Genomic DNA, 24,861 nt, shown 5'->3' on the forward strand with positions numbered 1-24,861 from the left:
CCAGTCAAGCTCCCCGAATCATCACAAAATCAACGTCAACGGTAGCGACCCGCAAATTAACTCTTACTGCGCACCCGCCGGTGCAGCCAAGCCCGGCGCAGCCACAGGCGCAGAAACACCCTGTGCCTTGCTGGGATCATCGACCGCGTCGATGCCCATGACACCGGCCAACTGTCGCGCACGTGAACGAATGGTTTCCGGAACCTGCTTGTCCTCGGCCAGCTTCTGGAACAGCGGACCAGCCAGATCAGGCTTGTTCATCCGCATATGCGCGATGGCGACCATTTCACCCGCGCTGCCGAACCAGGGATTGCCCGGTACAGCCAGCGGCTGAAGGCGCGTGATCACGTCCTGCGGCTTCAGGCTGTCATATTCGGCTGCTGTCTGACGGATGAGCGCCAGGTTCCGCAGCGGCTGAGGCAGGCTTTCATCGCCCGCGACCTTGGCGAAGATCGCTGCGGCGCCCTTGGCATCGTCCTGTTCCTGACGGATGCCGGCAGCCAGCAGTTGAGCCGCGGCGCGATAGCCAGGCTGATCGGCGGTTTCCAGGGTCTTGAGCGCGTTGGCAGCACCGGTCAGGTTGGCGTTGCGGACCGCGTCAAGCGCGACCGTCATTTCCTCGCCGCGCACGCCGGCCTCTTCCGCCTGCATGTGCCGATACCAGAACCAGCCACCCAGAGCGAGCAGGATGACCACAATGCCGATCAGCAGGTACCGGCCATAATTCTGGACGATATTGACCATCTGGTCCTGACGCAACGCATCGTCCACCTCGCGCAGAAACAGGTTGTCGCGCGCGGCGTCGGCGTCCTTTTTCGGTGTCAGTGCCAAAAGAGGCTCCTTGGATAAGCTTCAGCAGCCGAAAAGCGTTGGCTCCGGCTCAAGGTCAGCGTCTTTAAACGCGGGTCGCGCCAAAAGCCATGCCAAATTTGCCACGCCGCACCAGCCTCAGAAGCGCTTGCGGAAGCTCAACGAAACGACACGGCCCTGCGGATCGATGAAGCCGGGCTGGTAGCGCAGCGGCACTTCGCCTGCCTCGTTGGTCACCCGCTGCTGCGCGTTGAAGATATTGTCGACCCCCAGCCGCAGCCGCGATCCCTTCAGGAACGGGACGGCCTCGGTCAGCTTCGGCTTGTTGTCGAAATTGACGAAGGCGCGCATGCCGAACGTGGCAATATCGTTGAATCGCAGATCCGTGGCGCCGACCAAGCCACCGCCATCAACGCGTGATCCGCTCTGGTAATTGCCGGTGAAGCGCAGGCCGATACCATTGAGGAACAAGCCTCCTTCCATTTCGACACCATGACGGGGCACGCCGCCGCTCGAACCGATAGCCGAACCATTCAGCAGATCAAGTTCCGCAAGGCCGGGACGGATGCGGATGGTCTCGGCAAAGCGGACCGTGTGATAGACCGAGATGTTCCAGCGGCCTCCGCGACCACCGGCACCGGGGCCGAAACCACCGGAAGGGCCGCGCGGCGGACCGCCTGCTCCGGGTCCGCGGGGAGGACCGCCAGCACCGGCACGCGCGCCGCCCGGGCCATTGGGCGGCGGACCGCCTGCGCCAGCCGCTCCGCGAGGCGGGCTACCGGCACCCCGGCCACCTGCCCCGCCGCGATCATCACCGCCGATACGTCGCGAGAAATTGATTCCGTAGCGCAACCGGTCGCTGGTCACCCGATCATAGTTGATCGCACGCTGATCGATCGCCAGCAGCCTGCCGTCCGTGTCGCGAATGATGCGGTCGGGAAAGGCCGCCTCGATTTCCGGCGTTAGGACCGGGAAAGACGAGGTCGTACCATAGCTGCGGTTGCGGATGAATTCGGCAAGGAAATCCAGGCCCTCGACGAAGGGCGGGCGGTAGTTCAGCGAGATTTTCACGTCTCGGCGTTCCTCCGCCGTGAGCAGTGGATTGCCGCCCGAGATGATAGTCGCCAGCACGGTTTCGTTGCGCGCCAGATCAAAGGTGCTGACATTGGGCGTCACGATCTGCGGGTCGCCCAGCTGGCTGATTCCGGGGGCAGCTTCCTCCCCGATCAGCGACGCCTGCAGGGTCAGCGTGTCGGTAGGCGACCAGTTGAGGCCGTAGCCGAAGCTCAGCAGCCCGCCGATATCGCTGAGCTCGCGATAGCCGAGATTGCCATTGACAGAGAGCTTGCCGAACCAGTCGCTCATATAGGTATCGACCAGTGGTACATCGATATTGGCCGAGACATTCGCCTCGCTGCGGGTCAGCGAGACGCTGCCCTGACCGGCGCGTCTGCTGTCGACAGAATCCTGCAGGCGACGGGCAAAGCCGCCGACCAGGGTCAGGTTCACGGGCCCGGCAGGCAGATCCGCAAGCTTGCCATTGGCAGTCAGCTGAGAGTTGAAAAACTGATTGCGGCTTTGCGCCGTATCGCTGATCAGACCGGGCAATAGCGATCCCAAGGTGCCGGTGAACGGGTTGACCGCACCGGTCGCGCGCGAGATCGCTGCCTGCACCCCGCTGGCATCCACCGGCTGATCGATGATCGTGAGCGTATCGACCCGTGTGTAATCGCCGGTCAGCGCCCATTTCCAGTTGGCCGGCAGCACGCCATTGGCATTGAAGCCGAACGAATAGGTGTCGGTATCGACCGTCCGGGTGATCGTGCGCGGATCACCGAATGCCGTCAGCAGGCTGACATCGCGCCCGAACGGATTGAACGGGTTGGCCGCGGGCACGGTCAGCGTCGCAGTATTCAGGCCCAGCAGCGATGTTGCGAAATTGTTGGTATAGGTCGCGTTGACCTGCACATTGGTATCGGGTCCCAATGTGCGGATATAGGTCGCATTCGCCTGGATGCGGTCCGAATTCGGAACAAGCGTGCGAAATTCGCCCAGGTCGGTGGTGTTCGCAGGAATGTTGAATGCCGACATGGCCGGGGCACCGGTAAGTCCCTGGGGGACACCTGCCAGGCTCACCGGACGACCGGCCAGGGCGCTCAATGCCGGGCTGATTTCTGCCCCCGTGGCAAAAGGCGACGCGCCGACATTGCCGCCGAGCGCGAACGGTGCAGTGCTGTCCGGCTGAATGATCCCGCGCTCGCTTTCGCGCAGGGCGGTCGCCATTTCATATTCGACATCCACGATCAGCCGGGTGTTCTTGCCCAGCTTGGTGAACGTGCCTTCGAACTCCGTCGTGCCATAGCCGCCCTGGGTGGACAGGCCGTTGTCGATCTCGGCTGCAAGACTCTGATAATTGTCGACCAGGATGAAATTGATGACGCGCTGGTCGGGCCGAAATCCGTATTTGAGCGCGAGTTCTTCGGGAAACACCTCGACCTTTGCTATGGCTTCAGGCGGGATGTCGCGGATGGCGCGGAAGCCGGAGACACGCTGGCCGTTGAGCAGCACCACGGGACCATCGCCGCCGCGACCGCGCGCACTGCCGGTCTGTGGCGCAATCTGCTGCAGCAGTTCGGCGAGCGACGAGGCGCCATAGCTGGCGACATCCTGCGCGTTCAGTTCAGCCACCGGTGGCACATCGGTGCGGATCGAGCCGCGCAGCTGCTCGGCCCGAACGACGATCGTCTCCCCGTCGCTGTCCGGCTCGGTATCGGACTGCGGCGCAGACGGGGTCTGGGCCTGCATCGTGTCGACCATCGTGTCAGCCGCAACCGCACCCGCCCTGGCATCGCCCGCGTCACCCTCCAGCGATGCAGCCAGCGCAGCCGGACTTGCCGCCACCAGCAACGCAGAGGCAAGGGGAAATCCCAGCGAAGGGCGGGAAACCATTCTGGGTCGCGGATCGAGCATCATGGGGGACAGCGTCTCTTTGTTCTGTGCGCCGGGGAAAGCGCCGGGGATTTATCTGTTGCGGTGCAATATGATGCGCAGCTGCGGCTTGCCCAGTGCTCAATTGTAACAAATTTTGGCACAGGGTCGGAAACCGTGCGGCAAGCTGCGCAAACTCCCGTCTTTTCTTTTGCACGCTTTGTCTGTAAGGCGCGCTGGCACTGACCCGGGCTTATGGCTTCCATGACCGGGCAAGAACCGGGCGCAGACGATCGCGCCATCACAATCGCAAACCACATTGCAGGGGCCGAATGGCAAAAGAAGAACTTCTCGAAATGCGCGGCCAGGTGGTCGAACTGCTTCCCAACGCCATGTTTCGCGTGAAGCTGGAAAACGATCACGAAATTCTTGGCCATACCGCCGGCAAGATGCGCAAGAACCGCATCCGCGTGCTGGTGGGCGACGAGGTTCTGGTCGAACTGACCCCTTATGATCTGACCAAGGGCCGGATTACCTACCGCTTCAAGTAATGCCGCCGCTGATTCTCGCATCGGCCAGTCCCCGCCGCCAGCAACTGCTGGCGCGGATCGGCATTGTTGCGAGCGCGATCATCCCTGCCGATATCGACGAGACACCGCACAAGGCAGAGCTGCCCCGGGTCTATGCCCGGCGGATGGCGTCCGAAAAGGCGGCCGTGATCGCCGCGCAAAATCCCGAAAGTGCCGTTCTGTCAGGTGACACGGTCGTCGCTGCCGGACGCCGGATTCTGCCCAAGGCCGAGACCGAGGCCGAGGCGCGCGAATGCCTGGCGCTGATTTCCGGGCGCCGGCATCTGGTGCTGTCTGCAGTCACGCTGATGCTGCCCGGCGGCCGGGCCCTGCATCGGTTGTCAGAGACCATCGTCACCTTCAAGCGGCTGCATGCCGATGAGGTGGAAGCCTATATCGCGGGTGGCGAATGGCAGGGCAAGGCGGGCGGCTATGCCATTCAGGGCAGCGCCGAGGCCCTGATCCGCAGCATCGCGGGCAGCTATAGCGGTATCATGGGCCTGCCTCTCTACGAAACGCGAAGCATGCTGCTGAGCGCGGGCCTGCTTTCCCCGCGGCCATGACCCACTGGCTCTACGAGCAGGGCATCGGCGAGGAGCGTGCTGCGCTGATCGACCGGGGCCGTATCGTCGAGGCGAGGATTCAGCGCAACGATGCCGTCTGGCTGGCGGGCGCAGTGCTGGACGTGAAACTGCTTGCGAAGAGCGCTGGCGGTCACCGCGCGCGCGCGTTGCTGCCGGACGGCGCCGAAGCGATGCTGCAGCCGGTTCCCGCACGCACCAGCGAAGGCGCAACCATCCGTGCCGAAATCGTCCGGGAGGCGATGATCGAGCCTGGCACCGGCCGCACCAAGCCGCCGCGCCTGCGCCCGGTCGGCGCGGACACGCCCCTGCGCCCCGCCCCGCGCCTGATCGACATCTGCTCTGCCGATGACGTGGAGATCATCCGCTGCCCCCCTGCCGGACCCGACTTGCTGGCGGATGCAGGATGGCATGAGGTGATCGAGGAAGCCGAAACAGGTCAGGTCGCATTTCCGGGAGGACTGCTCACCTTTTCACCGACACCTGCCATGATGGTCGCAGATATCGATGGCGACATCCCGCCGCGACTTCTGGCTCTTGCCGCTGCGGCTGCTCTGGCACAGGCGATCCGGCGGCACGGCGTGGGCGGAGGGATCGTGGTCGACTTTCCGGCCGTGAGCGAAAAGGCCGACCGGAACGACGTTGCCTCAGCCTTCGATTCGGCGATGGCGCTGCCATGCGAGCGCACCGCGATCAACGGCTTCGGTCTGATGCAGGTGATCTTGCGCCGAACGCGCGCTTCGCTGATCGAGCTTTGCGCGGCTGACCGTGTACGCTGGAACCTTCTGGCGCGCTTGCGCAGTGCCGAAAGGGATCACGGCACGGGATTGCTGACCCTTGCTCTGTCGCCTGCCGAATCGACGCTGCTCGCCGGCCAGCCGCAATGGCTGGACGAACTGCAGCGGCGCACCGGGAGACCGGTTGCAGTCGAGAGCCGCGCCGCATAGATGCAGCAAGCATGAACACTTCCCGCCCCTGTCCGCTGTGCAACCAGCCTGCCCGGCCCGATTTTGCTCCATTCTGCAGCAAGGCCTGCAAGGACCGCGATCTTCTGCAATGGCTGGGCGAAGGCTACAGGCTGCCCGGCCCGCCCGCAGATCGGCCTGATGCGGAATATGATTGAGCGCCAGATGCAGGCACGTGATTTTGCTATGGACAAGGCCGCCCAAGCCTGCCTATAGGCGGCGCTCCAAATCGCCGGTGAGGCGATGAGCCAGATACCGCTTTCGCTGCGAAAGCCTGGCTAGGCCCGATGCCCGGGTAGCTCAGTTGGTAGAGCATGCGATTGAAAATCGCAGTGTCGGCGGTTCGATCCCGTCCCCGGGCACCACTTTTCCACCTCTGTACAACCCCAGGTGCCGGAACACTCTCCGACACCCAAAGACGTGCGAACCCGCGGGCTATCTGCGGATGAAGTCCAGAATGTCGGCATTGAGGCGATCGGCATTCACCGTCAGCATGCCGTGCGACAGGCCTTCATAAACCTTCATCTCGGCATGCGGCAGCAGATCGGCCTGGAGCAGCGCCGCGTTCCGATAGGGAACGACCTGATCATCATCGCCGTGCAGGACAAGCGTGGGAACGGTCATCGCTTTCAGATCCTCGGTCTGATCGGTCTCGCTGAAGGCCTTGATACCTTCATAATGGGCCTTGGCGCTGCCCATCATGCCCTGACGCCACCAATTCTCCACCACGGCTTCGTCTGGCTCCGAATCGTCCCGGTTGAAACCATAGAAGGGCCCTGATGCGACGTCGCGAAAGAAAGCGGCGCGATTGGCGGCCAGCGCGCTGCGGAAGCCGTCAAACACCGCCATGTCGAGACCGTCAGGATACCGATCGGTCTTGAGCATGATCGGCGGAACCGCAGCGACCAGCACCGCCTTGGCAACGCGGCCCTGCGGAATGCCATGCTGTGCGACATAGCGCGCAGCCTCACCGCCCCCTGTCGAATGGCCGACATGAATGGCGTTCGTCAGATCAAGATGCGCTGCGACTGCGGCGGCGTCGGCTGCATAATGGTCCATGTCATGCCCTTCGCTCACCTGCTCCGATCGGCCATGCCCGCGGCGGTCGTGCGCGATGACGCGAAAGCCCTGGCCCAGGAAGTAAAGCATCTGCGCATCCCAATCGTCCGACGAGAGCGGCCAGCCATGGTGGAACATGATCGGCTGCGCGTCCTTCGGCCCCCAGTCCTTGAAGAAAATCTGCGTGCCGTCGGATGCGGAAACATAAGCCATGGTCGTTCTCCCGTTGCTGACGCCCAGCCTAGCGCATGAAGGGGGTCGGAAAGATGACCCCGATATGGAGCCATTGCACCAACACCCCGATTGCGGTCGCGCCGGTCAGCTTCGCTGGGGGATGGTCCCCGGCCGCAAATAGGGCATGAGGTGCCCGACATAGTCGATCTTGCCCAGCGGCACACCCTGTCCCCGCAGGATCGCATAGGCGGTCATCACATGGAAGTAGAATTGGGGAATCGCCCAGTCACGAGCATATTGGGCCGCCGTGAAGTCGAAGATCATGCCGATCGGCAATGCATGCGCGATCGGCATGTCGGCAGCGACATCGGCGAGATCGTCCGCCGCCGCCTCGACGATGGCGATGCTGCCGGCAATCCGTGCCTGCGCATCGGCGATGGTCCAGACCTTGGCTCCGGCGTCCACCCCCTCCCCGCGCAGTTCCGCTATCGCATCCGGAAATTCCTGCCCGCGCAGCCGCGCCATCGCCTCCTGCGCCTGCACGCACGCAAAGCATATCTGGGTGAACAACGGAAACATGTCCGGCGCCAGCCTGGCCTGCATCAGCTCCGCCGAACGATCGCCTGTGCCATGCTGCTCGGCCTTGCTGAGCCAGGTGGAGAGTGCCCCGAGCATCGGCACGAATGTGGGTACGAGAAGATCCTTCAGTGTCATCAAATCATCCTTCCTGCGATGCAGCACCTTAGCCCGAATGGTGCCGCCACATAGCCCGAGCGCCGAAATAAACCTGTTCTTTCTTTGTTCCGATCGCTATCTTCCAGCAATGAGCGAAAAACCGATTCTGCAGAAGCTCGCCGTTCTGGCCGATGCGGCCAAATATGACGCATCCTGCGCATCGTCCGGAACGGTGCGACGCGATTCGACCGGCACCAAGGGCATCGGCTCGACTGGCGGGATGGGCATCTGCCACAGCTATGCGCCCGACGGGCGCTGCATCTCGCTGCTCAAGATCCTGCTCACCAATTTCTGCATCTATGACTGCCGCTTCTGCATCAATCGCGCTTCAAGCAATGTCCCTCGGGCCCGGTTCAACCCCGCCGAGGTCGTCCGGCTGACGCTGGATTTCTACAAGCGCAACTATATCGAAGGCCTGTTCCTGTCCTCAGGGATCATCCGCTCGGAAGATTACACGATGGAACAGCTGGTCGAGGTTGCGCGGCTGCTCCGCGAGGAGCATCGCTTCGGCGGCTATATCCATCTGAAGACTATCGCCGGCGCTTCGCCCGAACTGATTGCCAAGGCGGGGCTGTATGCCGATCGCCTTTCGACCAATGTCGAACTGCCGACCGAGGACGGACTCAAGAGCTTTGCCCCGGAAAAGAAGCCGCAGACCATCCGTAAGACCATGGCCAATGTCCGGGTCGGCGTCGAGGATGCGGTCGATGCGCGCAAGGATCGGCTGCTCAGGAAGGCCAGGCCGCCCCGCTTCGCCCCTGCCGGCCAGTCGACCCAGATGATCGTGGGCGCCGACAGTGCGCGCGATGACGACATCCTTGCCTCGGCGACCAGCCTCTATTCGGGATATCGTCTGCGCCGGGTCTATTATTCGGCCTATAGCCCGATCCCCGATGCCAGCAGCGACCTGCCTCCGGTGCGACCGCCGCTCATGCGCGAGCACCGGCTGTATCAGGCGGACTGGCTGCTGCGCTTCTATGGTTTCGACCGCGCAGAGATCATGGCGGGTGCCAGTGACGGCATGCTCGACCTGTCGATCGATCCCAAGCTGGCCTGGGCATTGCAGCGGCGCGAGAGCTTTCCGGTCGATATCAACCGCGCGCCGCGCGAAATGCTTTTGCGCGTGCCAGGTCTTGGCACCAAGGCGGTCGATCGGATCATTGCTGCACGACGCCTGGGCGCCATTCGCATCGGCGATCTCGCTCGCCTCACCGCTTCGGTGAAGAAGGTCCTGCCCTTTGTGACCACGCCCGACTGGCGGCCCGGAGGGCTCACCGACAGCGCCAACCTGCGCGCGCGCTTCGCTCCTCCGCCCGAGCAGATGAGCCTGGCGCTCTAGACGCGATGGCGATGCGCGAGATCATCCTTCACCAGCCCGGCGATTTCGAGGAGTGGCGCAGCCATGCCCGCGTGCTGCTCGCCGCGCGGATCCCTCCCGAGGATATCGTCTGGCGGCATAGCGGCGAGAGCGCTTCGCTGTTCGCCGATCCCGCGCCGCTCCAGCCCCAGCGCACGATCAGTCTGCTGCGCGAACTCGTGACCATTGCCGACCGCGTGATCTGTCACCGCGATGACGGCGTCCCCTCGCGGCTCTATCGCGTGCTCTGGCGCTCGCTCGACGATCGCAGGCTGCTGGAGCGGCGGACCGATCCCGATACCGACTGGCTGATGCGTTGCGACAAGGCCATCCGGCGCGATCTGCACAAGATGCACGCCTTTGTCCGCTTTCGCAGGGTCGGCGAGGACGAGACAGGGCGCGAGCGCTTCATCGCCTGGTTCGAACCCGAGCATCGCATCGTGCGGCTGGCTGCGCCCTTTTTTCGCAAGCGCTTCTACGGCATGGACTGGGCGATCCTGACCCCGGATGCCCGCGCAATATGGCACGACGAGGAACTGCATCTCGGCCCAGGCGGCACGCGCGACGAGGTGCCCGATCACGACGTCGTCGAGGAGCAATGGCGCACCTATTACGGATCGATCTTCAACCCTGCCCGGGTCAAGATTGCAGCGATGCGGGCGGAAATGCCCAAGAAATACTGGCACAACCTGCCCGAGGCGCAGGATATCGCGCCGCTAATCGCCGGGGCGGAGGCGCGCGTGGAACGGATGCGCGAGACAGCCGTCTCGCTTGCCAATCCCCGCAGCGACAAATGGCGTGTGCGTGGAGACACGGAGACTGTCGTGCCCGAGACCATCGCATCGCTGGACGATCTCAATGAGGCCGTGCGCGCCTGCACCCGCTGCCCACTGCACTGTCACGCCACGCAGGCGGTGACCGGCGAAGGCCCGCGTCAGGCGCGCATCATGCTGGTGGGCGAGCAGCCGGGCGACCGCGAGGACCTGGAAGGCCGTCCGTTTGTCGGGCCCGCCGGGCAGCTTCTCGACGAGGCGCTGGCTGAAGCAGGGCTCGACCGAAAGACGCTGTACGTCACCAATGCGGTCAAGCATTTCAAATTCGTCGCGCGTGGCAAGCGGCGGCTGCACCAGAACCCCAGCACCGGCGAAATTGATATCTGCCGCTGGTGGCTCGATCAGGAACGCGCGCTGGTGCGGCCAGATATCATCGTCTCGCTCGGCGGAAGCGCGCTACGCGGGCTCACCGGCAAGTCTGCCAGTATCTCGTCGATGCGCGGCAAGGTTCATGCGCTGGACGATGGCGCGCGGCTCGTTGCGACGGTGCATCCCTCTTTCCTGCTGCGCCTGCCCGACCGCGAGCGCGCCAAGGTCGAACGCGATCAGTTCGTCGCCGATCTGGCTTCTGCGAAACATATGGCCGAAAGCCTTGCCTGATGGCGCAACCCCCAAGGCCAAGCCGCGTATGGTCGGCATGTCTGAAACGTGCACAACCGACGATCATCCGCTGGCGGAGCGCTTCCGCTCGTTCATCCAGGATCGCAATTTCCCCTGTGTCGGCGCCAAATCCGCGCTGGCCAAGGGCAATTTGCGGATCATCATTGGCCGCGACCTGCGATCGGCCTGGGACGACCTTCGCATTCATCCTGCACTCATGGAGATCGCGCGCGATTATGCGCTTGACCCGGCCCCATTCCAGTCGCTCGCCGTTCTGTTCGAAGAGGATGCCGGGCTCGACGAGGCCGGGTTCGAACAGCATCTTTGGCAGCGGCTGCAATCGCTGAGCGACAAGGACGACTGGCTCGGCCAGCCGGTCGACCCTCGGGTCAGCGGCGATCCTGACGACCCGCATTTCTCGCTCAGCTTTGGCGGTGAGGCGTTCTTCGTGGTCGGCCTGCATCCGGGTGCCAGCCGCCCCGCGCGAAGGTTCGGTCGGCCTGCGATCATCTTCAATCTGCATGATCAGTTCGAGCAGTTGCGCGCGTCGGGCCTGTACGAGAAGATGCGCGGCACGATCATCGATCGCGACGTGGCGCTGGCTGGCGCGCCCAACCCGATGCTGGCGCGGCATGGCACCATCTCCGAAGCGCGGCAGTATAGCGGCCGGGCGGTAGGAAGCGAATGGCGCTGTCCGCTGCGCCCCAGAAAGGCTGCCGAACATGCCGCATGAAATTCCGCCGCGCTCGGGCACGGCTTTCCTCTTGAGCCAGGGGCAGACGCTCACCGTCACCGACATTCTCGGCGAACAGGTGGCGGATCTGCTGGCCTTCAACCGGCACGATATCGGCGAGGTAATCTCTTCGGGACGGACGCTCGATTATGCCAGCAAGATCTACCTTTCGACCGGCGACCTGCTCTATTCGAACCGCAGCCAGGTGATGCTCGAAATCATCGCTGACGATGTGGGGCGGCACGACTTCCTGCTGACGCCCTGCTCGAAGGACACGTTCCGCATCATTTACGGCGATACCGATCCGCATCGCGGCTGTTTCGGCAATCTGGCTGCAGCCCTCGCGCCTCATGGCGTGACCGAGGACATGATTCCCGTCGCCTTCAACTGCTTCATGAACGTGCCTGTCGACGCTGCCACCGGTGAACTCCGCGTCGATCCACCTCTCAGCAAGGCGGGAGAGTCTATCACCTTCCGTGCGCATATGGACCTGATCATCGGGTTGACCGCCTGTTCGGCGCTGCAATCGAACAACGGGTCGTTCAAGCCCATCGCCTATACGATCGACGATTGATCCTCAGCGCTTGCGCGCCGCCAGATAGAACCAGTCCCCCATCCCGATCTTCGGCCCCAGCCAGGCAAGCGGCGCAAAGGCGAGCGCATAGGCCAGCCGCTTGTAGCTTCTGGCCAGGTCGGCCGGCTTGCCGAACGTGTAGCGCAAGTCGATGGCGGTGTCCTGCTTGCCGAGACATTCGAAACCGCGCGCCTCGAGCATGGCCGAAAGCGTGCGGATCGAGAACTGATACAGGTGCCATGGCGGTTCGGGATGCGGCCAATATCCCAAGGGGGCGGCCAGCGGCTCCGAAGCCCGCGGAAACAGCCCGTCGATATTGGGCGTCGACAGGATGAACAGCCCGCCAGGCTTGATCAGCCGGTGCGCAGCCATAATGTCGCAGGCCGGGTCGCGCACATGCTCGATCACGTCGAACATGGTCAGCACGTCGAGGCTCTCCGGTTCAGCCGTAACCGCGTGAATGTCGCCGTTGGCGATGGTCAGGCCGAACTGGTCGCGAGCAAACTGGGCCGAAGCCTCGGAAAACTCGATGCCGGACACTTCGAACCCGGCCTTTTGCGCTTCGTGCAGAAACAGGCCGGTCGAGCAGCCGACATCCAGCACCCTGCCGCCCGAAGCATATCTGCGCACGAAAGCCAGGTGTTCGCGCGCTATGCGCGCCATGCGCGCAAAGTCATCGCTTGCAGGATCGTGCAGGCTGGTGTGATAGTCATTGCCGGCCTGGTACATCGCTGCCAGCACATCCGGATCTGGCGGGTCGGCAATGAACGCCAGCCCGCAGGCGGCGCAGCGCACCAGCGTGTAGCCGCCGACCGACGCAACCAGCCGGCTATCGGTCGACTGGCAATGATTGCATGTGGCTTGCGGCCAAGCCTGCGCCATGTTCTTGTCCCACGAAAATTTGCTTCGGTCACGAGGTCGCGGCTCTTGCATAGCGGCCTAGCGCTTTGACATGAAGATCGCGTAAACCGAGATCCAGCGATCTTGCGCGACGTGCTTCAAGCGATCTTAACCGTCACCGCCTAAAGGTCTCGCCAATGCCCCGCCCCCACCCGATAGCTGCCGCATGACGCCTGTCTCCACCGATATTCGTTTTCTGCTCGGGGATCGCTGCATATTGCGGGTACTGCGGATGCTGGTGCCGCTGGCTTTTGGGCTGGACGATATTCTGGAAAGTCGCCCGATCAACCGCGAGCCGCTGCGCGATAATGCGGACGGCTATCGGCTGCAATCTGCTCCTGCCGCGCAGGCAGCGAACTGGCCGCAGCAATTTCCGGGATTTCTCGCGTCACACCCTCAGGTCTATGCCCGCCACTATATCGACATGGCGCTTGGCCATGAGGGCTATATGGCGCAATTTTCATCCAAGACGCGCGCTACACTCAAGCGCAAGATGCGCAAGCTGGCCGAGGCTGGCGGAGGTCGTCTCGACATCCGCAGCTATCACGCACCCGATCAGCTGGACGCCTTTTTCACGGCGGCACTGCCGCTGTCCGAGACGACCTATCAGGCACGGCTGCTCGACGCCGGGCTGCCTTCGATCGCGTCCTTCCGTGCCGAGGCCGCAGCCATGGCGCAGGCAGACAATCTGCGCGCCTATGTGCTCCATCTTGACGGGCGCGCGATTGCCTATCTGTATCTGCCCGTGGTCAGGGATGTCCTGATCTATGCGTTCCTGGGTTATGATCAGGCGCTCGCGCAGCTTTCTCCCGGCACCGTGCTGCAGATGCATGCACTGGAGCAGCTGTTTGCAGAGCAACGGTTCCGCTATTTCGATTTCACCGAGGGCGATGGTGCGCACAAGGCGTTGTTCGGCACCCATCAGGTCGAGTGCGCGACGCTCTATCTGCTCAAGCCGACCGTTGCCAACCGCATCCTGCTGGGCGGGCATGGCGCATTCAACGCTGCAGTAGAGGCCATGGGCGAATGGGCGGACCGACTGGGCGCGAAAGCGCGGCTGCGCAAGCTGCTGCGCGGCTGACTCAGACCGCGACAAGGCTTTCGAAAGCCGCAAATTCGTTCAGAAAGAGGGTCGACAATATCCCGACCTCGTACCGAATGCGGCTGACGGCCTGCTCGCCATAACGCAGGGCCGTGCGTACCAGATTGGCCGGCAGCGTCGCGAGGCGGGACTGCTGCCGCGGCTGCAGCCCATCAAAGCCCGACCCTTCCAGCCGGGTCTGCTCGGAGATGTTCATGCACATCGATTCAAATCGGCGGGTGACGATGGGATTGGACCGCGTCCGGTCGCGGCTCAGCAATTCGAAACTGTGACTGACGATGGTGAAGCATGGCCAGTCATTCTGCGCTGCATGGGTGAGAGCATCGCGCATCTCCCAGGCGGAAAGTGCGCACAGCTGTGCCGCGCGGATGCTGCCCGGGCGATCCTCGATATAACTCACGGGGATGATGCCAACGCCAAGATGCTCGGAAAAAGGTGGCGTCTCGGGCGGCAGGTCGATCGCGCACTCGCCCGACAGGAAAGCAGGATTGAAGCTGCTGTCAAAACGAACGCTGAGCTCGCTCAAAGCGCGCAAGGTGTCGTCGTTGGCGCCGAAATTGCCAGCGCGAAACGCGGTGGGCCTGGGCGCACCGGCGATCATCAGCAGCGCGCGCGCCTGATCGAGCAGCCTGATCTGGTCTTCGAGCGGAAAATCGGCAATGTTGCGGCCGCGCAGATGTTCCAGTTCGTGATCGCGCGCAAATTCCAGCCATTCGGTGTGAATGTGCAGTTGCACCTCGTGCCCGCGCTTCAGGATCGGCTCGACGATCTTCGCGATCACGCCGGGGCCATAGACCAGCGCCGGAAACGGATCGACAAAGAACACCCCTGTCAGCCCATAGGCTTCCAGACGATCCATCTGATAGAAGATCCCGAACTCGCCATCGCGGCACTTGCCGGCGATCGAGCTGTCGTAATTCTGCTGCGCGCTCGCGCCCTCCTGAAAGAGCTTGAGCGACAGTTCGGTATCGACGGTGTACTGAACTTTCGTGGCCATCGTCCTACCCATAAAACGGGCGGGTTAAGACCCGCTTACCCTGTCGCAGCGCGAAAGGGGCTAAAGGAAACAATATATCAAGTCCATTCCATGTTAACCGGGGAGGTGTATCGGTTTGAGGCATAATGCCGCCTTACCGGGACATGCTGCCCGGGATCGTCACTCCTCACAAAGCCTTATTGCTAATAGTTTTCAATTGCGCAAATAATTGAAGCCACCCGTCTTTTGATGGTTGAAATGCCCGGCCAAGCGGCCTAGTCAGGCCAGCGAGCGCGATGACTCCGGCCGAAAAATGCTGGGGCGCGCCCATCTGAGGTCGTGAAACGGACAAGCGCATTGCAAGTTTTCTGCTGAGGGCCGGATATCTGTTCAGGGAACGCACACGCACCACATAGCACTCCGCATTCCCAGCAGGCAGGATCGGCCGGAACACCCATTTTCGGAAAGGATTGACCATGGCACGCAACAAGATCGCGCTGATCGGCGCAGGCAATATCGGCGGAACCCTGGCGCATCTCGCCGCTCTCAAGGGCCTGGGCGATATTGTGCTGTTCGACGTTGTCGAAGGCGTACCGCAGGGCAAGGCGCTCGATCTGTCGCAGTGCGGCCCGGTCGAAGGCTTTGACGCGAAGATCACCGGCTCGAACGATTATGCCGACATTGCCGGCGCCGATGTCATCATCGTCACTGCAGGCGTTGCCCGCAAGCCCGGCATGAGCCGCGACGACCTGCTCGGCATCAACCTCAAGGTCATGAAGGCCGTGGGTGAAGGCATTCGCGACAACGCGCCCGACGCGTTCGTCATCTGCATCACCAATCCTCTCGACGCCATGGTCTGGGCGCTCCGCGAATTCTCAGGGCTACCTGCCAACAAGGTCGTCGGCATGGCCGGCGTTCTCGACAGCGCGCGCTTTGCCACCTTCCTCGCCTGGGAATTCGGCGTCAGCGTCAAGGACGTCAACGCCTTCGTACTCGGCGGCCATGGCGACACGATGGTACCGGTGCTCAGCTATTCGACGATCAACGGCATTCCGGTGAAGGACATGGCCAAGATCAAGGGCGTTTCGGAAGCGCGTCTGGACGAGATCGTCAAGCGCACTCGCTCGGGCGGCGGCGAGATCGTCGCGCTGCTCGGCACGGGTTCTGCCTATTACGCCCCCGCGACCAGCGCGATCGCGATGGCCGAAGCTTATCTCGGCGACCAGAAGCGCATCCTGCCCTGCGCGGTGAACGTCGAAGGCAAATACGGCCTTGACGGCCTGTATGTCGGCGTACCCGTCGTCATCGGCGCGAACGGCGCCGAACAGGTGATCGAGATCTCGCTGAGCGACGAAGAGAAGAGCAACCTTCAGGTATCGGTCGACGCAGTCAAGGAACTGCTCGACGCCTGCAAGGCGCTGGACCCGAGCCTGGCCTGACAATTGAGCGGGGTGGTCGATTTGGCCCGCTCGCCCCGCGCCACCTGATCGGCTGGTGCCGTGATGGCCGCACAAACGGAGTTACCTGACACATGAGCATCCTCGTAAACAAAGACACCAAGGTCATCACGCAAGGCATGACCGGCGCGACCGGTACCTTCCACACCGAGCAGGCGCTCGCCTATGGCACGCAGATGGTCGGCGGCGTGACGCCCGGCAAGGGCGGCACCACGCATATCGGCCTGCCCAATTTCAACACCGTCGCCGAAGCCAAGGCTGCGACCGGTGCGACCGCGACGTGCATCTACGTGCCGCCGCCATTCGCCGCGGACTCGATCCTCGAGGCGATCGATGCCGAGATGGAACTGATCGTCGCGATCACCGAGGGCATTCCGGTGCTCGACATGGTCCGCGTCAAGCGCGCGCTGCAGGGCAGCAAGTCGCGCCTGATCGGACCCAACTGCCCCGGCGTGCTGACCCCCGACGAGTGCAAGATCGGCATCATGCCCGGCAGCATCTTCAAGAAGGGTTCGGTTGGCGTCGTCTCGCGCTCGGGCACGCTCACCTATGAAGCCGTGCACCAGACCACTGCCGTGGGCCTGGGCCAGACCACCGCAGTCGGCATCGGCGGCGACCCGGTCAACGGCACCAACTTCATCGACGTGCTTGAACTGTTCCTGGCGGACGACGAAACCAAATCGATCATCATGATCGGCGAGATCGGCGGCAGCGCGGAAGAAGAAGCCGCGCAGTTCCTGAAGGACGAAGCCAAGCGCGGCCGCAAGAAGCCGATGGTCGGCTTCATCGCCGGGCGCACCGCGCCTCCGGGACGCCGCATGGGCCATGCCGGCGCGATCGTCTCGGGCGGCCAGGGCGGCGCCGAGGACAAGATCGCGGCGATGGAAGAAGCGGGCATCCGCGTCTCGCCTTCGCCTTCGCTCCTCGGACAGACGCTGGCCGAGTTGCTCGAAACGGTGTGATTTGAACTATCCCTCTCCCCTCGCGGGAGAGGGAGGGCATCGCGAAGCGATGCGAGGGAGAGGGCCAGGAGCACGCCGGTAGCGCCGCTTCCGCCTCACCCAGCTTCGACGAGGCGCTAGCAGCGCCAAGTCTGCGCAACCCTCTTCCGCGGTGGGGAGAGGGAAAAGGGACGCCAAGACATGACCTACGACGGATTTGATTTCGACCCCGCAGAAGGCCCCCAGCAGGGCCCGAGCTGGCAGCGCGGCAACTGGCCGCTGGCCGATAGCGACGACCTGACGGCGGCGCTCGACCCGATGCAGATGCAGGCGGCATTGAAGGCCGCCGTGCGCGATGCGTCGAAAGCCGCTGGGAAGCCCGTGGACGAAGCTGCGATCGCACGCGCGGCGGATCGCTCGATCCGCGCGATGATGCTGATCCGCACCTACCGGGTGCGCGGCCATCTGGCGGCTGATCTCGATCCGCTCGGCCTGTCGCAGCAGGCGCTTCCGGCCGACCTGACGCCCGAATATCATGGCTTTACAGGCAGCGAGCTTGATGAGCCCGTCTTCCTTGGCGGCACCATGGGGTTCGAAAGCGCCACCGTGCGCCAGCTCATCGATACGCTGCGTGCCAATTATTGCGGCAAGGTGGGCCTGGAATACATGCACATCTCGGACGTGGAGGAACGCCGCTTCTTCCAGGACCGGATGGAAGGCGTCGACAAGGGCGTCGAGTTTACCGAAAACGGCAAGAAGGCGATCCTCTCCAAGGTTATCGAGGCCGAAACCTTCGAGAATTTCCTCGCCAAGAAATATGTCGGCACCAAGCGCTTCGGCCTCGACGGTGGCGAGTCCATGATCCCCGCGCTCGAAGCGGTGATCAAGTACGGCGGCCAGCTCGGTCTCAAGGAAATCGTTTACGGCATGCCGCATCGCGGCCGTCTGAACGTGCTCGCCAATGTGATGGCCAAGCCCTATCGCGTGATCTTCCACGAATTCTCGGGCGGTTCGGCCAATCCCGATGACGTGGGCGGTTCGGGCGACGTGAAATATCACCTCGGCACCAGCACCGACCGCGAGTTCGACGGCATCAGCGTCCATATGTCGCTGGTCCCCAACCCGTCGCATCTCGAAGCGGTCGACCCGGTCGTTCTTGGCAAGGTGCGTGCGCAGCAGGTCGTGCGCGACGACCTCGCCGATCACAATCAGGTGCTGCCGGTGTTGCTGCACGGCGATGCGGCCTTTGCCGGTCAAGGGATTGTCTGGGAATGCCTCGGCTTTTCGGGCATTCGCGGTTACAATACCGGCGGCTGCATCCATTTCATCGTCAACAACCAGATCGGCTTCACCACCAGCCCGCAATTCGCGCGCTCCTCGCCCTATCCCTCGGACGTCGCCAAGGGCGTCCAGGCGCCGATCCTGCACGTCAATGGCGACGATCCGGAAGCGGTGACCTTTGCCTGCAAGATGGCGATCGACTTCCGTCAGCGCTTTCATCGCGATGTCGTCATCGACATGTGGTGCTACCGCCGGTTCGGTCACAACGAGGGCGACGAGCCCAGTTTCACCCAGCCGCAGATGTACGCGCAGATCCGCAAGCATCCCAAGGTCAGCAAGATCTACGGCGATCGCCTCATCGCCGAGGGTGTGGTGACGCAGGACTGGATCGACGAAACCGCCAAGACCTTCTCGGATCAGCTCGAGGTAGAGTTCGAGGCCGGCAAGACCTACAAGGCCAACAAGGCGGACTGGTTCGCCGGTCGCTGGTCGGGCCTGCACATGCCTGCGGACCCGGAAACGGCGCGGCGCAACATCGAAACCGGCATTGACAAGAAGCTGATGGAAAGCCTCGGCCGGACGCTGACGACCATTCCCGAGGGCCATGAGGTGCACAAGACGCTGCGCCGCGTGCTCGAGGCCAAGCGCGAGATGTTCGACAAGGGCGAAGGCTTTGACTGGGCCACCGGCGAAGCGCTGGCCTTCGGATCGCTGGTGTCGGAAGGCTATGCTGTCCGTCTGTCGGGCCAGGATTCAGGCCGCGGCACCTTCAGCCAGCGTCACGCGGTCTGGATCGACCAGAATACCGGCGGTCGATATCTGCCGCTCGAACAGGTGCCGCATGGCCGGTTCGAGGTGCTGGACAGCCCGCTGTCCGAATATGGCGTGCTCGGCTTCGAATATGGCTATGCCATGGCCGATCCGAAGACGCTGGTATTGTGGGAGGCGCAGTTCGGCGATTTCGCCAATGGCGCGCAGATCATGATCGACCAGTTCATCGCCAGCGGCGAAGCCAAGTGGCTGCGTGCTAATGGTCTGGTGATGCTGCTGCCGCACGGCATGGAAGGCCAGGGTCCCGAACACAGCTCGGCGCGTCTGGAACGCTTCCTGCAGCTGTGCGCGGGCGACAATATCCAGGTTTGCAACATCACGACGCCGGCCAATTACTTCCACGTCCTCCGCCGCCAGATGCACCGGAATTTCCGCAAGCCGCTGATCATCATGACACCCAAGTCGCTGTTGCGGCACAAGATGGCGGTGTCCAAGGCGAGCGAGTTCCAGGGCAACAGCCACTTCATGCGCATCCTTTCCGACCCCAACCAGCCGGAAGACAAGGACATCAAGCGCCTGGTGCTGTGCTCGGGCAAGGTGGCGTTCGACCTGATGGAAGCGCGCGATGCCGCCGGCGACAAGCACACCGCGATCATCCGCCTCGAACAGCTCTACCCCTTCCCCGGCGAGCCGCTGACCATTCGCCTCAAGCGCATGGTCAATCTGGAAGAGGTGGTCTGGGCACAGGAAGAAGCGCGCAACAATGGCAGCTGGTTCTTCGTCGAGCCGTTCATCGAGGAATGCCTGGCCGACGCCGGTGTGAAGCCGAAGCGCGCCCGCTATGCCGGTCGGGTCGCGGCGGCATCGCCCGCCACCGGCCTTGCAAAGCGGCACCAGGCCGAACAGGGCGCGCTGATCGCCGACGCGCTTGGCCATAATGTCCGCGAAGAAATCCGCCGCCAGCGCGGCAGCTGACCGCCATTACATAATCATTTCCGCACCATAGATGCGGTTAGAAATAGGGTTTGTGAACCATGAGCATCGAAGTCAAAGTCCCCGTTCTGGGTGAATCGATCAGCGAAGCGACCATCGGCGAATGGCTGAAAAAGCCGGGTGACACCGTCGCTGCCGACGAGCCGATCGCCAGCCTGGAAACCGACAAGGTCGCGGTCGAAGTTCCTGCGCCTGCCGCCGGCGTGCTGGGCCAGCTGATCTTTGCCGAGGGCGATACCGTGCAGGTCGGATCGATCCTGACCACGATCGAAAGCTCGGGCGCTGCTGTCGCCACCTCTGCTGCCGCTCCGCAGCCTGCCGTCGCCAAGAGCGAAGCCGCTCCGGCAGCAGTTGCCGCGCCCGCCCCTGCCCCGACCGGCGAACCGGTGAGCCTCTCGCCCGCCGTGCGCCGTCTGGTGCTGGAGCATGGCCTTGACCCGACCAGCATCAAGGGCACCGGCAAAGACGGCCGACTGACCAAGGAAGACGTGCTCGCCGCAGCGGCTGAAGCCGCCAAGGCCGCACCTGCGCCCGCCGCCGCCGCTCCGGCTGCTGCCGCGCCGGTCGCCAGCGGCGCTGCCGGTCGCGAGACCGAGCGCGTGCGCATGACCCGCATCCGCCAGACCATCGCCAAGCGCCTCAAGAGCGCGCAGGACACGGCAGCGATGCTGACCACCTTCAACGATGTCGACATGACCGCGGTGATGGAAGCGCGCAACACCTACAAGGACCTGTTCGAGAAGAAGCACGGCGTGCGCCTCGGCTTCATGGGCTTTTTCGCCAAGGCCGCGTGTCTGGCGCTCAAGGACGTGCCGTCGGTCAATGCACAGATCGAGGGCGACGAGATCGTCTATCACAATTATGCCGATATCTCGGTCGCGGTCAGCGCACCGAATGGCCTGGTCGTGCCCGTCATCCGCAATGCCGAAAGCCTCTCGTTCGCGGGCATCGAGAAGACCATCGCCGATTTCGGCAAGCGCGCCAAGGACGGCACGCTGAAGATGGAAGAGATGCAGGGCGGCACCTTCACCATCTCGAACGGCGGCGTGTTCGGTTCGCTGATGTCGACCCCGATCATCAACCCGCCGCAGAGCGCGGTGCTGGGCCTGCACCGCATCGATCAGCGCCCGGTCGTGATGCCCGACGGCTCGATCGCGGCGCGCCCGATGATGTATCTGGCATTGAGCTATGACCACCGCCTGATCGATGGTCGCGAAGCCGTGACCTTCCTCAAGACGATCAAGGAAGCAATCGAGGATCCGACGCGGCTGCTCATCGATCTGTAACGCAAGCGATACGGAAGGCGGAACTGACGAGACCTTCTTTCGTCACCCCCGCGCAGGCGGGGGTCCCGCTTCCGCCAAACCGTCAGCAGCAAGCGGGATTCCCGCTTTCGCGGGAATGACGGGAAAGACAGTGCCGAACCGGTCTGATATGGCCAGAACGCACGATGGAGTTTGAAAATGGCTGATTATGATTTCGACGTCCTGGTGATCGGTGCCGGACCTGGCGGCTATGTCGCGGCGATCCGTGCGGCGCAGCTGGGCCTGAAGACCGCGTGCGTCGAAAGCCGCGCGACATTGGGCGGCACCTGCCTCAATGTCGGCTGCATCCCCTCCAAGGCGATGCTGCACGCCTCCGAACTGTTCGAGGAAGCTGCAAGCGGCAAGCTCGCCAAGCTGGGCATCAAGGGCACGGTCGAGCTGGACCTCGAGACCATGCACGCGCAGCGCCGCGATGCCGTGAAGGGCCTGACCGGCGGGATCGAATATCTGTTCAAGAAGAACAAGGTCGAATGGCTCAAGGGCCATGCCGCGTTCACCAGCGCCGATACCGTCGACGTCGCAGGCAAGAGCTATCGGGCGAAGAACATCGTCATCGCCACTGGTTCGTCGGTCACGCCGCTGCCCGGCATCACCGTGGACAATGAGGCGCAGATCATCGTCGATTCCACCGGTGCACTCGAACTCGCCAAGGTGCCGGGGCACATGGTCGTGATCGGCGGCGGCGTGATCGGCCTCGAACTCGGCAGCGTATGGAAGCGCCTGGGTGCCAAGGTCACCGTGGTCGAGTATCTCGACCAGATCCTGCCCGGCATGGACGGCGAAATCCGCAAGGAAGCCAACAAGGTCTTCAAGAAGCAGGGCATCCAGTTCAAGCTATCGACCAAGGTCACCGGGGCCGAGGTCAAGGACGGCAAGGCGGTGCTGACTGTCGAGCCTTCCGCTGGCGGCGATGCCGAAACCATCGACGCCGATGTCGTGCTGGTCTCGATCGGTCGGCGTCCCAACACCGATGGCCTGGCGCTCGACAAGGCGGGCCTGTCCGTCAACGGTCGCGGTCAGGTCGAGATCGACCATGATTTCCAGACCAAGGTCCCCGGCATCTGGGCGATCGGCGATTGCGTGCCCGGCCCGATGCTGGCGCACAAGGCCGAGGACGAAGGCATTGCTGTCGCGGAGAATATCGCAGGCCTCACCGGCATCGTGAACCACGAAATCATCCCGAGCGTCGTCTACACCATGCCCGAGATCGCGGGCGTGGGCCTGACCGAAGAGCAGGCAAAGGAGCGCGGCGAAATCAGGGTCGGCAAGTTCCCGATGATGGCCAATTCTCGCGCCAAGACCAATCACGAGGGCGACGGCCTGGTCAAGGTGATCGCCGATGCCAAGACAGACCGCGTGCTCGGCGTGTGGATCATCGCATCGCTCGGCGGCACGATGATCGCGCAGGCTGCGCAGACGATGGAATTCGGCGGCACCAGCGAGGACATCGCCTATACCTGCCACGCCCACCCCACGCACAGCGAAGCGCTCAAGGAAGCCGCCATGGCCGTGCAGGGCAAGCCGATCCATATCTGAGGCTAGACAGGCTCCCTCCCCTTCAGCGGAGAGATACGAAGGCTTGCCTGCAAAGCAGGCTAGCCGAAGTTGAGAGGGGCGGCGTTGTTGGCCCCTCTCTGCTGCGACTAGGCAGCAAGCTGCCAAGTCTCGCGTCTCTCCCCTAAAGAGGAGAGAGCAGATGAGACGTGAAATCGCGCGACCGTTCAACTATGGCGGCGTCATGACCAGCCCCCTCTCCCCCGGCCCTCTCCCCGCGTTCGATTTCGGCACCATACTTGGCACGCTCGACATGTTCGGGATTGCAGTTTTCGCCGCCTCCGGCGCGCTGGCAGCGGCGGCAAAGCGACAGACGTTCGTCACCTTCACCTTTTTCGCACTGGTCACCGGCGTGGGTGGCGGCACGGTGCGCGATCTGCTGATCGGTGCTCCGGTATTCTGGATCGTCAATTCGAGCGTGCTGGTCGTGGTGCTGGCAGTCTCCGCGCTGCTCTGGATAACCCCACAGAACTGGTGGGAGGGCAAGATGCTCGACTGGTTCGATGCCGCCGGGCTGGGAGCTTATGGCGTATTCGGCGCCGCCAAGGCGCTGCAATATGGCATCGAACCACTGCCCGCCGTGATGATGGGTGTGATCACCGCCTGCGTCGGGGGCATCATCCGCGATGTGCTGGCGGGTGAACCGTCGATCATCCTGCGCCCAGAGCTGTATGTCACCGCAGCAGCGCTGGCATCGGGATCCTATGTCGGACTCCGGCTTCTAGAGGTCGATCGGCCCGTGGCTGCAGTGATTGCCGCGGTTGCGGGCTTCGTGCTGCGCGGCTTTGCCATCCGCTACAATATCGCGTTGCCCGCCTATCGCGGCGGCGGGCGCACGGATGACCAGGTCTGACAGCCCGGCACGGTTACCCCTGCGGCGCACGAAGGGGCGAAGCGCGCCGCAGGGGGTCAGACCGGGTGGGATCAATCAGAGTTGACCGGTCCCGTCCGGTAATCAAATGGTTCATTCAGGCGGAAACGATTCCGCGTCATCATTGCGCCAGGCATAATCATCGTCGTTCGGATCGACGCTGAACGGCGGATCGGTCACTGCGACGCCATTGTCGAAGGCACCGTCATTCGCACCCCAGGCGCCATTGGCGCGGTTGAAGCGGACATAATCGATCCGGCCGAAACTGATGCCGCAGGTGAAGCTGTCAACGCCATTGCGGCGCGACCCGACCAGGCCTTCGACCCGCCAGCCCTGACCATCGCGAACGACATTGTCGATGCGCTCGATCCGCGAACCAAGGCCCGATTGCGCCACGGCGGCGGCTCCGCATTGATCGCTGGCCGAGCGGACATCGTCATTGAAGCTGCGATCATCGCCATTACGGCGGGCGTTGCTGGTCGCAGCACTGGCGACCGCGGCAATCCCGCCCAGTATCAGAACGCCAGCAAGGATATCGCCGGCATCGACACCGCGGTTGCGGCCGCGCCAGCGCCGGTCGCGCCAGCCTCCACGCCATTGGCTGGCGCTTTCATCACCCGGATTCCAACCCAGCACGGCCGCCGGAGCCGTATCGAACGTACCGCGCGGCACCGGGGCAGCCATGGCCGGGGCCATGCCGGTTACAAGCATCGCCCCTGCGGCGCCCAGACCTGTCAGTGCTTTCAACATTGCATGCCTTTCTATCGGCAAG

Annotated in this window: 22 protein-coding genes and 1 tRNA gene; 16 read left to right on the forward strand and 7 right to left on the reverse strand. The window is 63.3% G+C overall.

Annotated features, from left to right (window positions below; translation table 11 throughout):
- Positions 1 to 63 precede the first annotated feature (63 nt).
- Both C7451_RS03125 and C7451_RS03130 read right to left on the reverse strand, forming a co-directional pair.
- On the reverse strand, positions 64 to 831 hold the full coding sequence (locus tag C7451_RS03125) for a tetratricopeptide repeat protein (protein ID WP_208625130.1): 768 nt from the start codon (positions 829 to 831) through the stop codon (positions 64 to 66).
- A 117-nt stretch (positions 832 to 948) separates the two neighbouring features.
- Positions 949 to 3,783, reverse strand: a complete 2,835-nt coding sequence (locus C7451_RS03130; RefSeq protein WP_110297528.1) for a TonB-dependent receptor plug domain-containing protein — start codon at positions 3,781 to 3,783, stop codon at positions 949 to 951.
- Positions 3,784 to 4,070: 287 nt separating this feature from the next.
- Between C7451_RS03130 and infA the strand changes: the two genes are divergently transcribed.
- The 5 genes from infA to C7451_RS03155 all read left to right on the forward strand — a co-directional run bounded on the left by infA (position 4,071) and on the right by C7451_RS03155 (position 6,218).
- Entirely contained in the window at positions 4,071 to 4,289 is a 219-nt protein-coding gene (infA, locus tag C7451_RS03135) for a translation initiation factor IF-1 (protein WP_010162480.1), read from the forward strand.
- Entirely contained in the window at positions 4,289 to 4,870 is a 582-nt protein-coding gene (locus C7451_RS03140) for a Maf family protein (RefSeq protein ID WP_110297529.1), read from the forward strand. The genes infA and C7451_RS03140 overlap by 1 nt, the downstream gene beginning before the upstream one ends.
- Positions 4,867 to 5,835, forward strand: coding sequence for a ribonuclease E/G (locus C7451_RS03145; RefSeq protein ID WP_110297530.1), 969 nt, complete (start codon positions 4,867 to 4,869; stop codon positions 5,833 to 5,835). Before C7451_RS03140 ends, C7451_RS03145 begins: the two co-directional genes overlap by 4 nt.
- An 11-nt stretch (positions 5,836 to 5,846) precedes the next feature.
- Positions 5,847 to 6,011, forward strand: coding sequence for a DNA gyrase inhibitor YacG (locus C7451_RS03150; RefSeq protein ID WP_110297531.1), 165 nt, complete (start codon positions 5,847 to 5,849; stop codon positions 6,009 to 6,011).
- Between the two features lie 131 nt (positions 6,012 to 6,142).
- Positions 6,143 to 6,218: transfer RNA gene (locus C7451_RS03155), tRNA-Phe, on the forward strand.
- A 70-nt stretch (positions 6,219 to 6,288) separates the two neighbouring features.
- Here the strand turns inward: C7451_RS03155 and C7451_RS03160 are convergent.
- Positions 6,289 to 7,125: an alpha/beta fold hydrolase gene (locus tag C7451_RS03160; RefSeq protein WP_110297532.1), complete on the reverse strand. Its 837-nt coding sequence runs from the start codon at positions 7,123 to 7,125 to the stop codon at positions 6,289 to 6,291.
- 105 nt (positions 7,126 to 7,230) lie between these two features.
- Positions 7,231 to 7,800 (reverse strand): DUF1993 domain-containing protein, encoded by a 570-nt coding sequence (locus C7451_RS03165; RefSeq protein WP_110297533.1) that lies wholly within the window; start codon positions 7,798 to 7,800, stop codon positions 7,231 to 7,233.
- A gap of 109 nt (positions 7,801 to 7,909) precedes the next feature.
- Between C7451_RS03165 and C7451_RS03170 the strand changes: the two genes are divergently transcribed.
- The 4 genes from C7451_RS03170 to C7451_RS03185 are packed head-to-tail and all read left to right on the forward strand — an operon-like array spanning position 7,910 to position 11,918.
- Positions 7,910 to 9,160, forward strand: a complete 1,251-nt coding sequence (locus tag C7451_RS03170; protein ID WP_110297534.1) for a putative DNA modification/repair radical SAM protein — start codon at positions 7,910 to 7,912, stop codon at positions 9,158 to 9,160.
- Positions 9,161 to 9,171: 11 nt separating this feature from the next.
- The gene (locus tag C7451_RS03175) at positions 9,172 to 10,611 is read left to right on the forward strand and encodes a UdgX family uracil-DNA binding protein (protein ID WP_110297709.1); all 1,440 of its coding nucleotides are present in this window, start codon (positions 9,172 to 9,174) and stop codon (positions 10,609 to 10,611) included.
- A gap of 37 nt (positions 10,612 to 10,648) precedes the next feature.
- Positions 10,649 to 11,344: a guanitoxin biosynthesis heme-dependent pre-guanitoxin N-hydroxylase GntA gene (gntA, locus tag C7451_RS03180; RefSeq protein ID WP_110297710.1), complete on the forward strand. Its 696-nt coding sequence runs from the start codon at positions 10,649 to 10,651 to the stop codon at positions 11,342 to 11,344.
- Positions 11,334 to 11,918: a DUF1989 domain-containing protein gene (locus C7451_RS03185; protein ID WP_110297535.1), complete on the forward strand. Its 585-nt coding sequence runs from the start codon at positions 11,334 to 11,336 to the stop codon at positions 11,916 to 11,918. The genes gntA and C7451_RS03185 overlap by 11 nt, the downstream gene beginning before the upstream one ends.
- Before the next feature lie 3 nt (positions 11,919 to 11,921).
- On the opposite strand, the gene C7451_RS03190 is transcribed toward C7451_RS03185, so the two are convergent.
- Entirely contained in the window at positions 11,922 to 12,800 is an 879-nt protein-coding gene (locus tag C7451_RS03190) for a class I SAM-dependent methyltransferase (RefSeq protein ID WP_167398408.1), read from the reverse strand.
- 184 nt (positions 12,801 to 12,984) lie between these two features.
- Between C7451_RS03190 and C7451_RS03195 the strand changes: the two genes are divergently transcribed.
- Positions 12,985 to 13,899, forward strand: a complete 915-nt coding sequence (locus tag C7451_RS03195) for a GNAT family N-acetyltransferase (RefSeq protein WP_110297537.1) — start codon at positions 12,985 to 12,987, stop codon at positions 13,897 to 13,899.
- 1 nt (position 13,900) lies between these two features.
- Here C7451_RS03195 and C7451_RS03200 read toward each other — a convergent pair whose 3' ends face one another.
- Positions 13,901 to 14,917 carry a polysaccharide deacetylase family protein gene (locus C7451_RS03200; RefSeq protein ID WP_208625131.1) on the reverse strand — a complete coding sequence of 339 codons (1,017 nt, stop codon included), beginning with the start codon at positions 14,915 to 14,917 and terminating at the stop codon, positions 13,901 to 13,903.
- Positions 14,918 to 15,372: 455 nt separating this feature from the next.
- On the opposite strand from C7451_RS03200, the gene mdh reads away from it, so the two are divergent.
- The 6 genes from mdh (at position 15,373) to C7451_RS03230 (ending at position 24,071) form a co-directional block, all read left to right on the forward strand.
- Complete coding sequence (mdh, locus tag C7451_RS03205; RefSeq protein ID WP_110297538.1) at positions 15,373 to 16,335, forward strand: malate dehydrogenase; 963 nt, start codon at positions 15,373 to 15,375, stop codon at positions 16,333 to 16,335.
- 92 nt (positions 16,336 to 16,427) lie between these two features.
- Positions 16,428 to 17,315 (forward strand): succinate--CoA ligase subunit alpha, encoded by an 888-nt coding sequence (sucD, locus tag C7451_RS03210; RefSeq protein ID WP_110297539.1) that lies wholly within the window; start codon positions 16,428 to 16,430, stop codon positions 17,313 to 17,315.
- A 180-nt stretch (positions 17,316 to 17,495) separates the two neighbouring features.
- On the forward strand, positions 17,496 to 20,321 hold the full coding sequence (locus tag C7451_RS03215) for a 2-oxoglutarate dehydrogenase E1 component (protein ID WP_110297540.1): 2,826 nt from the start codon (positions 17,496 to 17,498) through the stop codon (positions 20,319 to 20,321).
- 59 nt (positions 20,322 to 20,380) lie between these two features.
- Entirely contained in the window at positions 20,381 to 21,625 is a 1,245-nt protein-coding gene (gene odhB, locus C7451_RS03220; protein WP_110297541.1) for a 2-oxoglutarate dehydrogenase complex dihydrolipoyllysine-residue succinyltransferase, read from the forward strand.
- A 177-nt stretch (positions 21,626 to 21,802) separates the two neighbouring features.
- Positions 21,803 to 23,200 carry a dihydrolipoyl dehydrogenase gene (gene lpdA / locus C7451_RS03225; RefSeq protein ID WP_110297542.1) on the forward strand — a complete coding sequence of 466 codons (1,398 nt, stop codon included), beginning with the start codon at positions 21,803 to 21,805 and terminating at the stop codon, positions 23,198 to 23,200.
- A gap of 202 nt (positions 23,201 to 23,402) precedes the next feature.
- Entirely contained in the window at positions 23,403 to 24,071 is a 669-nt protein-coding gene (locus C7451_RS03230; RefSeq protein WP_110297711.1) for a trimeric intracellular cation channel family protein, read from the forward strand.
- A 111-nt stretch (positions 24,072 to 24,182) separates the two neighbouring features.
- On the opposite strand, the gene C7451_RS03235 is transcribed toward C7451_RS03230, so the two are convergent.
- Entirely contained in the window at positions 24,183 to 24,839 is a 657-nt protein-coding gene (locus C7451_RS03235; RefSeq protein ID WP_110297543.1) for a hypothetical protein, read from the reverse strand.
- Positions 24,840 to 24,861 lie beyond the last annotated feature (22 nt).

The sequence above is a fragment of the Blastomonas natatoria genome (assembly GCF_003201955.1).
In the GTDB taxonomy this organism is placed as follows: domain Bacteria; phylum Pseudomonadota; class Alphaproteobacteria; order Sphingomonadales; family Sphingomonadaceae; genus Blastomonas; species Blastomonas natatoria.